At 37.8% G+C, this 11723-nt stretch carries 8 protein-coding genes; 4 read left to right on the forward strand and 4 right to left on the reverse strand.

The window, feature by feature from the left end:
• Positions 1–52 precede the first annotated feature (52 nt).
• From ACFSAV_RS11065 to mfd, 4 genes are all read left to right on the forward strand, one after another.
• Positions 53–694, forward strand: coding sequence for a DUF5358 family protein (locus ACFSAV_RS11065; RefSeq protein WP_379099632.1), 642 nt, complete (start codon positions 53–55; stop codon positions 692–694).
• Between the two features lie 15 nt (positions 695–709).
• Positions 710–2677, forward strand: coding sequence for a tRNA(Met) cytidine acetyltransferase TmcA (locus tag ACFSAV_RS11070; protein WP_379099635.1), 1968 nt, complete (start codon positions 710–712; stop codon positions 2675–2677).
• A 38-nt stretch (positions 2678–2715) separates the two neighbouring features.
• On the forward strand, positions 2716–2904 hold the full coding sequence (locus tag ACFSAV_RS11075) for a DUF5363 family protein (protein ID WP_379099637.1): 189 nt from the start codon (positions 2716–2718) through the stop codon (positions 2902–2904).
• Positions 2905–3033: 129 nt separating this feature from the next.
• A complete protein-coding gene (mfd, locus tag ACFSAV_RS11080; RefSeq protein WP_379099640.1) occupies positions 3034–6471 on the forward strand; it encodes a transcription-repair coupling factor in 3438 nt (1145 codons plus the stop codon).
• A 162-nt stretch (positions 6472–6633) separates the two neighbouring features.
• Here the strand turns inward: mfd and mglC are convergent, their stop codons facing one another.
• From mglC to ACFSAV_RS11100, 4 genes are all read right to left on the reverse strand, one after another.
• Positions 6634–7644 (reverse strand): galactose/methyl galactoside ABC transporter permease MglC, encoded by a 1011-nt coding sequence (gene mglC / locus ACFSAV_RS11085; protein ID WP_101775428.1) that lies wholly within the window; start codon positions 7642–7644, stop codon positions 6634–6636.
• Between the two features lie 23 nt (positions 7645–7667).
• Entirely contained in the window at positions 7668–9188 is a 1521-nt protein-coding gene (gene mglA / locus ACFSAV_RS11090; protein ID WP_101775429.1) for a galactose/methyl galactoside ABC transporter ATP-binding protein MglA, read from the reverse strand.
• Positions 9189–9257: 69 nt separating this feature from the next.
• Positions 9258–10250 (reverse strand): galactose/glucose ABC transporter substrate-binding protein MglB, encoded by a 993-nt coding sequence (gene mglB / locus ACFSAV_RS11095; protein WP_379099643.1) that lies wholly within the window; start codon positions 10248–10250, stop codon positions 9258–9260.
• Positions 10251–10544: 294 nt separating this feature from the next.
• Positions 10545–11543, reverse strand: coding sequence for a substrate-binding domain-containing protein (locus tag ACFSAV_RS11100; RefSeq protein ID WP_379099646.1), 999 nt, complete (start codon positions 11541–11543; stop codon positions 10545–10547).
• Positions 11544–11723: the final 180 nt, after the last annotated feature.

The following is an 11723-nucleotide window of genomic DNA, read 5'->3' on the forward strand; positions in this document are numbered from 1 at the left end:
TAGGCAATCTTGTATTGGATTTTCCCTCGTCATGAGCAAATAGGAAGAAATAATGTTTAAAAAATTACTAATTGGCTTATCGATATTAAGTTTAACAGCATGTGTTGCTTATTATCCTTATCCACAATATGAGCCTCAATATGAACCTAAATTTGAGCCTCCTTTTGAGCACAGTGAATCTTCAAGAAAGCCAAAAGTGAATACGCCGCAATATAAAATTTCTACTGAACAAATGCACAAGTTCGTTTTGGCACAAAATAATACGCATAGTTGTTTAGACCCAGAATTAGGAAAACAACAAGATCAGCGTTTAACTGCCTTAGAAAAACAAGTATTGAAAGATTTAGTATATGAAGAATTAGTGAAAATTGTTGGAAAAGAGAATGCGCAAACGATTTATGATGACCCTGAATCTTATCGCTATTTTCAGTTTAAATATAAACAAGTAAAACATGATATTACCAATATTCGTGAGCGTGATTGCCGTACATTAAAAGAACGTTATCAACAGCGATTTAAAGAAGCTAGACGTGCACGTGGATTAGAAGAGCCGCGTGATACTTCAATTCATGGTCGTATCCAAGAACAACAAAAATCGATTGAACGTCGTATTCGTGAACAACAAGAGTCTATTGAACGCCGAATTCGTGATCAGCAAGAAGAAATGGAACGTCGTATGAAATCACCATTTTAATGGGCATGAATTGATATGACCAGACATGTGGTTTTTTGGCAAGGTACTGAAGCACTACTTGTACAGCAATGTTTATATCAGATTGATCATTTAATACAACAAAAAAGTGCGGTATGGATTGGTGAATGTTTACCGCACTTTACTTCTATTCCTCATTTTCCTTTTCACACAGCGAAAAATTTGCTAGGTCGTGAGTTTTCATTAATTATTTATAATGGTTGGCAAGGGCTAAATTTAGAAGCCTTAGCAGTGGCAAGTGGTACTTTAACCCTGCAAGGTACCTTGTTGATTTTACTTCCTGACTGGCAGGATTTAGTGAGTCAGCCTGATCAAGATAGTTTACGTTGGTGTGGTGAAGATCAACCAATTACAACACCGCATTTTAGCCGCTTTTTCCAACAAAAAGTGGCTAAATATGAGTTTCCAGTTTATCACAAACAGACAATTCCCCCTTTTGTTTTAGCTTCTCTCCAGACAACGATATCTCAACATACACAACATTTAAGCAATAAAGTACCTACTTTTGAACAACAGCAGATTTTATCTCAGCTGATACAAAAAAGTGTGCCCATTTTTATTGTGACAGCAAAACGTGGACGTGGTAAATCTGCTTTAGCTGGTTTATGGGCAAAATATTTAGTACAACAAAAGCAGCCCGTGATTCTGACTGCGCCAAATAAAAATGCGGTCAATGTGTTACGAGAATTTGCTGATGTGGATGTGCAATTTCTGTCGCCAGATCAACTTTATGCTCAAATTCAACAAAACCCACAGCAATTTGAACAACATTGGTTATTAATTGATGAAGCTGCCATGATTCCTTTGCCATTACTTAATCATCTCACTGCAAGTTTTAAACAAGTTTTATGTACCACAACAATGCAAAGCTATGAAGGTACTGGACGAGGGTTTTTACTTAAATTCATAGCAAATCTTAAGTGTCCTTTTGTACACTTGCAATTGCACACTCCTTTGCGTTGGCAAAAGCAGGATAAATTAGAAGCTTTTATTGATGAGTTACTGTTATTGCAAGCTGAGGATCAATTGTTACAACTCGAAAAGAGCGTGACAACTACATTCACTTACCAAGCCTACACGCAACAACAACTGGTTACACAACAAAAAATAATACCTTTTTATGCGTTGTTAACATTAGCGCATTACCGTACTTCAACCGTTGATCTACGGCGTTTATTTGATGCACCAAAACAGCAATTTTATGTTGCAGAAAGTGCACATCAGCTTGTCGGTGCGATTTGGTTGGTAGAGGAAGGGGGGCTTATTGATGAGCAATTGATTTGGGCAATTGAACGTGGTATTCGTCGACCAAGAGGTAATTTAGTTGCGCAAGCCCTTTGTTTTCAAGCACACTTGCCTGATGCTTGCCGTTTGAAATCTGGGCGTATTTCACGTATTGCCGTGTTACCACAATGGCAGCAGCAAGGAATAGGGAGGCAACTTGTTGATACCTTAGTACAAGACTGCCAAGTCGATTTTCTTTCTGTCAGTTTTGGTTACACCACCGCATTAGCGTATTTTTGGCAAAAGTGCGGTTTCTTTTTGGTGAATTTAGGCGAGCAAAAAGAGGCGAGTAGTGGTTGTTATTCAGTGATTGCTGTAAAACCATTAACTGCACAAGGTGAACAGTTTTGTCAGCAGGCTAAATCCCAATTTGAACGTAATTTGGCATTTTCTTTTCATCCTTTGCGAACTGAATTTGTATTATCTACACAAGATTGGCAATTATTGCCACAAGATATTACTATTTTACAGAAATTTGCTGATTATCATACTACGCTGTCCGCTTGCTTACCTTCAATTCAGCGTTTAATGGCTGTTTCCAGCGAACAAGATTGTCCAAGCTTAAGCGCATATTGCCAACATCGCCACATCACTCAATTAGCACTAAGTAAACAAAATTGGTTGAAAAGTTGTCGTTTAGAAGTCAAGAAAATGTTGCAAAAATATACAACAGTTTTATGATATTGTTATCTTACTAAAGCAATGGGGGAGGAAGCATAATGAGCGAAAACACTAAGAAAAAAAGCTTATTGCGCAGAGTTTGGGATGAATATAATAAATTCTGTAAAGATATTGGTGTAGAACGTGGTGGGGGTAGAGGTTGTTGTTGCGTGCCAGTTGTGAAATTTGATGAAGATTGGACATCAGAAGAAAAAGCGGCGCAAGAAGCGAAAAAGAAAACATTTTAGAGAGAAAGCCAAGTTTAGCTTGGCTTTTTTACTGGTTTTTTATACAGATATTTATTGGAAAAAAGCCTAAACTAGGCTACACTGTGCTCCATCTTTTCATTTTATTTTATCTCACAATATACTGTAGTTATGACAACCACCTATTTTGATTTAACTATTCCAACCGAAGCTAATGATCATAAAATTTTAGGTAATGTGCTATCTGGAGCTGAGGCGTTGATCATCAGTGAAATTGCTAGTCAGTATCATGGATTAAGTATCGTAGTGACTGCGGATACTCGAAGTGCGGTACGTTTAGAAAAAATTTTGTCACAATTCAGTCAACAAAAAATTACTTTCTTTCCTGATTGGGAAACTTTACCGTATGATGCATTTTCCCCCCACCAAGAGATTATCTCCTCGCGTTTAAGTGCCTTATTCCAATTACAACATAGCCAAAATGGGATTTTCATTTTACCTATTAGCACGTTAATGCAGCGTTTATGTCCACCAGAATTTTTACAACATAATGTTTTATTAATTAAAAAAGGCGATCGTCTAAAAATTGAGAAAATGAGTTTGCAGCTGGAGAGCGCAGGTTATCGTGCCGTAGAACAGGTTTTGGCGCATGGAGAATACGCGGTTCGTGGTGCATTGTTAGATTTATTTCCTATGGGGAGTACACAGCCGTTTCGCTTGGATTTTTTTGATGATGAAATCGATTCTATTCGCACTTTTGATGTTGATACGCAACGCACATTAGCTGAAATTAACTCGATTAATTTGTTGCCCGCACATGAATTTCCTACGGATGATAAAGGGATCGAGTTCTTCCGAGCGCAATTTCGCGAAACTTTTGGCGAAATTCGCCGAGATCCAGAACATATTTATCAGCAAGTAAGTAAAGGCACGTTAATTTCAGGGATTGAATATTGGCAACCACTTTTTTTTGAACAAATGGTAAGTCTGTTTGACTATTTACCTAAGCAGAGTTTATGGCTGGATTTAGGTGACATTCAAGCACAGGGTGAGCGTTTCTATCAAGATGCACAACAACGCTATGAAAGCCGCAAAGTGGATCCTATGCGTCCATTATTGCCCCCAGAGCGCTTGTGGCAACGCATTGATGAGATTTATCATCAGTTAAAACAATACCCAAGGATAAGCTTAAAAAATGAGAAGCTCCGCTCTTCTGCTCGTCAGAAAAATTTAGCGTTACAAGCCTTACCTGAACTCACTATTCAATCGCAACAAAAAGAACCTTTGAAATTGTTACGTCAATTTACGGAACAGCTTGCTGGCAGCATCGTCTTTTCAGTAGAAACAGAAGGACGGCGTGAAACCTTATTAGATTTGCTATCTCCACTTAAAATAAAACCTCAAAAACTGACCGCACTTTCGCAAGTTACACAGCCTTATAACTTATTAATCAGTGCGTTAGAGCAAGGATTTGTGATAGCGCAAGAACCACCTTTGGCAGTAATTACTGAAACAGAGCTATTAGGCGAACGAGTACAACAGCGTAACCGAGATAAACGGAAATCTGTGAACCCAGATACGTTAATCCGCAATCTTGCTGAGTTAAAAATTGGGCAGCCAGTAGTACATTTAGAGCATGGTGTAGGGCGTTATGCTGGCTTAGTCACTCTTGAAAATGGTGGGATTAGTGCTGAGTATTTGTTACTAAATTATGCAAATGAATCTAAACTTTATGTACCAGTTTCATCATTGCATTTAATTAGCCGCTATGTCGGTGGTTCAGATGAAAGTGCGCCATTACATAAGCTTGGTAGTGACGCATGGGTGAGAGCACGTCAGAAAGCGGCTGAAAAAATTCGTGATGTGGCAGCGGAATTACTTGATGTGTATGCACAGCGCGAAGCGCAGAAAGGTTTCGCTTTTCAGTATGATCGAGAAGAGTTTCAACAATTTGCAGCTACTTTCCCTTTTGAAGAAACTGTTGATCAAGAAATAGCAATTAATGCAGTGATTTCTGATATGTGTCAGCCAAAAGCGATGGATCGACTAGTTTGTGGTGATGTGGGTTTTGGTAAAACAGAAGTCGCAATGCGAGCGGCATTTTTAGCCGTCATGAACCAGAAACAAGTTGCTGTATTAGTGCCTACGACATTGTTAGCACAACAACATTATGAAAATTTTAAAGATCGCTTTGCGAATTTGCCCGTAAATGTGGAAGTGCTTTCTCGCTTTAAAACAGCAAAAGAACAAAAGCAAGTATTGCAACATTTAGTCGAAGGAAAAGTCGATATTTTAATTGGCACCCATAAATTACTTCAATCAGATGTGCAATTTAGTGATCTGGGATTATTGATTATTGATGAAGAACACCGCTTTGGGGTACGTCAAAAAGAACGTATTAAGCAATTACGTGCCAATATTGATATTTTGACTTTAACTGCTACGCCAATACCACGTACTTTAAATATGGCAATGCATGGTATTCGTGATTTATCCATTATTTCAACACCACCAGCACGCCGCTTAACAATTAAAACTTTCGTTAAACAAGCTGATGATAGCATTATTCGCGAAGCCATTTTGCGTGAAACTCTGCGCGGTGGGCAGGTTTATTATTTACATAATGATGTGGCAAGTATTGAAAATTGTGCTGAAAAACTGACCGCACTTGTACCTGAAGCACGTATTACGATTGGACATGGACAAATGCGCGAGCGTGAACTTGAGCGTGTTATGTCAGATTTTTATCATCAGCGTTTCAATGTACTCGTTTGTTCAACGATTATTGAAACGGGTATTGATGTGCCTACGGCAAATACAATCATTATTGAACGTGCGGATAATTTTGGTTTAGCACAATTACATCAGCTACGTGGTCGGGTAGGTCGTTCTCATCATCAAGCATATGCTTATTTGTTAACGCCGCCTGTAAAAGCGATGACGAAAGATGCTCAAAAACGTCTTGAGGCATTAGAAAGTCTAGATAATTTGGGAGCTGGTTTTATACTTGCTACACATGATCTGGAAATTCGAGGTGCTGGGGAATTATTAGGCTCCGAGCAAAGTGGACAGATTGAATCCATTGGTTTCTCACTTTATATGGATTTATTGGAAAGTGCGGTGAAGGCGTTAAAAGCAGGTCGTGAGCCTTCGCTAGATGAATTGACTCAGCAGCAAGTAGAAATTGATTTGCGCTTACCTGCCTTATTACCAGAAGATTATTTAGGTGATGTGAATATGCGTTTGTCTTTTTATAAGCGTATTGCAGGTGCTGAACATAAAAATGTCTTAGATGAGTTGAAAGTGGAACTCATTGACCGTTTTGGCGCGCTACCAGAAGCAACACGCCATTTATTTCAGATTGCTGAATTGCGTCAATTAGCGAAGCAGATCCAGATTCAAAAAATTGATGGTAATGCACAAGGTGGCTTTATTGAGTTTCTAGCAACAGCTGAATTGGATCCAATGAAATTTTTACAGCTAATTCAAGCTGAACCAACGGTTTATCGTTTTGATGGTCCAACAAAGTTTAGATTTAATAAAGCGTTTAGTAGTCACAAAGAGCGGTTAGATTTTGTGGAAAATCTACTGAAGGCGATTTTAGGTTAGCATTGGTTATCAGAGTAAAATGTCTTGAGTAAATTGTGAATAACAGCAAATAAGACAGTTTGCGGTTATTCAACTTACACGAGAATTTCCACTTTATTGTATGGCACTAAAAAAAAGGCGATTGTAACAATCGCCTTTTTGTTGCTAGTGCTATACGTCTTTTTATTTTTTCTTCGCGTATTTGAGAGAGTCGATAGCAACGGCAAGAATGATAATGCTACCTTTGATGATATATTGCCAGTACGGATTAACACCGATGTAGGTTAAACCATAGTTGATTACAGTGAAGATAATTACCCCAGTCACTACACCGATGACAGTACCTACACCGCCCGCAAATGACACGCCACCAACCACACAAGCCGCAATAGCATCTAACTCGTACATGAAACCTAAGTTGTTAGTGGCAGAACCGATACGACCTGCTTCTAACATACCACCAAAGCCATAGAACATACCTGCGATCATGTAGATGACAACTAAGTTACGTGCTACGTTGACACCAGATACACGTGCAGCTTCTGGGTTACCACCAATAGCAAAGATGTTTTTACCAAAACGTGTCTTATTCCAAAGAATCCACACTAAGAAGGTGGCGATAGCCGCATAGATAGTGATGTAAGATAGTTTAAATGTACCAAATTTAAAGAAACCTTGTGCAAAAGCAGAGAATGTTTCGTTAAAACCTGCAATTGGCGAGCCTCCGACAGCATCATAGTAAAGCGAGTTAATTCCATACACAATGATCATTGTCCCCATAGTGGCAATAAATGGCGTGACATTTAAGTAAGCAATAACTAAACCATTCACTAGACCAATGATGGCACCAATTGCACATACAGTTAAGATAACCACCGGAATTGGCAATTCTGGGAGATCTGGAAAAACGCGATTAAAGTTATCCATCGCCTGTAATAACGTTGCAGAAATTACCGCAGCTAAACCAACTTGGCGACCTGCGGATAAGTCGGTTCCTTGTGTGACTAACAAGCCTGCAACCCCTAAAGCAATGATTAAGCGCACGGAGGATTGAGTTAAAATATTACTAAAGTTTCTTAAGTTTAAGAACGTTGGATCTTGAACAATGATGATCCCTAAGAGAATCAACAATACAAAGTAAATTGCATTTTGTTTAAAGAAATCAAGGGATTTATTTTGTTTTAACGCAGCCATAATTATTTCCTTAATTCTGTGCTTTATAAATATTTTGCAGCGAGTTGTAAAATTTCTTCTTGTGAGGTTTCTGCTGTATTGACAATACCTGCTACTTTACCATTACTCATCACGAGAATACGGTCTGTTACTCCTAATAATTCTGGCATTTCAGAAGAAATCATAATGATACCTTTATCTTTTTTTGCTAATTCCATGATGAGTTGGTAAATTTCATATTTCGCACCAATATCAATACCACGAGTTGGTTCATCCAACATTAAAATCTCAGGTTGAGTTAGTAACCAGCGACCAATAATCACTTTTTGCTGGTTACCTCCAGATAAGGAACCAATATTCGTTTTGTGTGAAGGTGTTTTCACATTCATTGAATCAATTACCCATTGAGTATCGCTTTTCATTTTCGCGTTACTGAGTAAACCAAGCTTACTAATGTAAGATTTCATATTAGAAATCAAGGAATTAAATTCAATGCTGAGATTGGCATAAATTCCAGTAGAGCGGCGTTCTTCGGTGACTAAAGCAAAACCATTATTAATTGCTTCAAAGGCATTACGATTTTTCACTTCCTTATCATGTAGTTTAATGACACCTGATTTGCGTTCACGTACACCAAAAATTGTTTCAACGATATCAGTACGTTTAGCCCCAACAAGCCCTGCAATACCTAATACTTCACCTTTACGCAGTTCAAAACTAACATCTTGAATAGAGGGTTGGTTAAGTGCGGTTAGATTTTCTACAGTTAAGATCGTCTCTTTTGGTTCATTGGTTTTCGGTGGGAAGCGTTGAGTTAATTCACGTCCAACCATCATAGACACAATTTGATCCATCGTGCTGTTTTTTACTTCAACGGTATTAATCCATTTGCCATCACGTAAAATCGTAATTTCATCACAAATTTTGAAGATTTCGTCCATTTTGTGCGAAATATAAATGATGCCACAACCACGCTGTTTGAGTTTTGCAATGATTTTAAATAGATGTTCTACTTCTTTTTCAGATAGAGAGGAAGTTGGTTCATCCATAATCACGATTTTGGCATCATAAGAAAATGCTTTAGCGATTTCGATCATTTGCATTTGTGACACAGAAAGCTTTGCCACTTTTTCTTTTGGATCGATATCGATATCTAATTCTTCAAAGATTGCTTTCGTGTCACGGTACATTTTTCCATGATCGACGAAGCCTGCTTTTAATGGGTAGCGACCAAGCCATAGATTGTCCATAACGGTGGTTTGCTTCACCAAATTAAGCTCTTGGTGTACCATAGAGATTCCGTTTTCTAAGGCCTCTTTTGATGTTTTAAAATTGACTGGTTTATCTAAGAACAGGATATCGCCTTCGTCTTTACTGTAAATACCGAATAAACATTTAAGTAATGTTGATTTACCTGCGCCATTTTCACCCATTAATGCGTGTACAGAATGAGAGCGAACAGTAAGATTGGCATTATCTAATGCTTTAACGCCAGGAAAGGATTTACAGACATTAGTCATTGTGAGCAGTATTTCACTGTCTTGATTTGGAATTTGAGTGGTCATATCCAACCTCACATAAAAAAGAGGGGAGGGTTTACCTCCCCGAGAGTTACAACTTATTGTTATAGATTATTATTTTAAGAAATCGCCTAAATTATCAGCGTCGACACCAACGTAAGGAATACGTACCACACGGTCTTTTAATTGCCATTTTGTTCCTTCAGTAGCTGGTTTACCTTTTGCAAGATTATTTGTTAATTGGACAACGGCTTTACCTTGGTTAACACCATCGTTTAATACAGTTCCTGCAATTTCGCCTTTTTTGATTAACTGTAGTACTTCTGGTAATGCGTCAACACCAAAGATTGGTAATTTTTTACCATGTGCTTTTGTGGCTTCTAATGCACCCATTGCCATACCATCGTTGTTAGCGATGATAACTTCAATTTGACTTGCTTTAGAGCTTGATAGCCAAGCATCCATTTTATCTTTTGCTAAAGCAGCGTCCCACATCCCTGTATCGATAAATAATTGTTCAGTTTGAATACCTTTATTATTTAATTCTTCGATAACAAATTTAGTACGTGCTTCTGCATCTGGGTGACCTGGCTCACCTTTTAACAATACATATTGAATTTTGCCATCTTTATTTAAGTCATAAGCAGGGTTTGCTTTCCAATGTTTAGCAATTAATGAACCTTGGATTAAACCTGATTCTTTCGGATCAGTACCTACATAGTAAGCATGTTCATAGCTACCAATTGCTTTTGCACCAGGATCTTTATTGAAGAATACAACAGGAATGTCATCAGGTTTTGCTTTACCGATAATAGTCGGTGCAGCAGCAGGGTCAACTAAGTTAATTGCTAATGCTTTTACACCTTTAGAAATCAATCCATCAACTTGGTCATTTTGTACGGCTTGTGCGTTTTGTGAGTCATTCATTAATAACTCAATATCTTTAAATTGTTCAGCTTCTTTATTAATTTCTTTACGCATTAGTGACATGAAGTTATCGTCATATTTGTAAATGGTTACACCAATGCGATCTGCTGCTTGAGCTGCTGAGGCAGCAACACCTAGACCTACTGCTAAAGCTACTGCGCTTAATACGGTTTTTTTCATAATAACTCTCCTGTTTGGGACTAATGGATGTTGTTATCTTTTTGCTTTTTAACCCACTTTGCCTAGATAACTGGTTGGCATGATACTGGAAAATAGTGTTCAAGACTGTGATCTCACTCACATTTGTGAAAACGATTACAATTGACTAATGAAAGTGTTAGATTGATCACATTTTTTATTTGTTTTCTTTTCAATAAATGCAAAAAGTGCGGTGAAATCTTATGAAATTTCACCGCACTTTTTATATGGTTAAATGAAAATGTTTACGTTTTCATAGCTAATGAATCCACATGGCTATTTTTGTTCTACGGAAAAACGCCTTACTAGTGTTGGATTAAATTGAATGTGGGTTGGTGCTTTGACTTCTTGATCAACTAAACTGAGCGCTAATTTGGCAGCGTAAGTTGCCATTAAATCAATCGGATAGCGAATAGTCGTTAATTTAGGAATAAGATAACGCGCAATAGGCATATCATCAAAACCAATAATAGAACATTGTTTTGGTACGTTAATGTTGTTTTCACTTAACACTGAAATTGCTCCTGCTGCCATTGAGTCATTATAAGCCACTACGGCAGTGAGATCGGAGTTATAACTTAATAGATTTATCATGGCTTCTTCTCCACCTTCAAAGTCAGGTGAACTATGAGTAATCGCATGTTCAATGATCGGGATATGATAATGTTTGAGTGCCGCGAGATAACCTTGTTTTCTTTCCACTTCATCACTAATGTAGTGATTTGAACCAATATAGCCAATTTTACAGTGTCCTAATTTAATTAAGGTTTCTGTGGCGACAAAGGTGCCTTTTTCATTATCTAAACTAACGCAACGGTGTTCATAGCCTTGCACAATGCGATTAATGATGACCATGCCTGGTACTTTTGCTAAATATTGGCTAAGTATTTCATCACTCAGTGCCTTGGAGTGAACAACAAGGCAGCTACAGCGTTTACGTAATAATGTATCAATAGCTTCTTTTTCTTTTTCTGCATTGTGGTAACCAATCCCAATCAAAATTGTTTTCTTATATTCTTCAGCGACTTTATCAACAGCTTTAACCAGTATAGCAAAAAAGGAGTCGGTCACATCGGTGACAACGACACCGATAGTATCAGTATTTTTCATTGCAAGAGCTTGTGCATTTGCGTTAGGTTGATAACCTAATTTTTCTACTGCCGCTTGTACTGCTAAGCGAGCTTTGGCACTGGCAGAAGGGTGGTTGTTGAGCACGCGAGACACGGTGGCGACAGAAACGCCTGCGTGTTGTGCTACATCATGAATAGTAACCATAATTAATATGACCTTTCCTTTGAGAACAACTTAATCTCATCATATAAAATTTTTGTTATGTTTGAAAACGCTTACCTTTGAATTTGACAACTAAATCACAAAAATAACGGCAAATCTGTTGAGATTTATTGATTTTGTGATCTAGTTAACAGTTTATTTTTGGTAATTTGTTATCTTATA

This window comes from Pasteurella oralis (assembly GCF_042681465.1).
Classification (GTDB): domain Bacteria; phylum Pseudomonadota; class Gammaproteobacteria; order Enterobacterales; family Pasteurellaceae; genus Pasteurella; species Pasteurella oralis.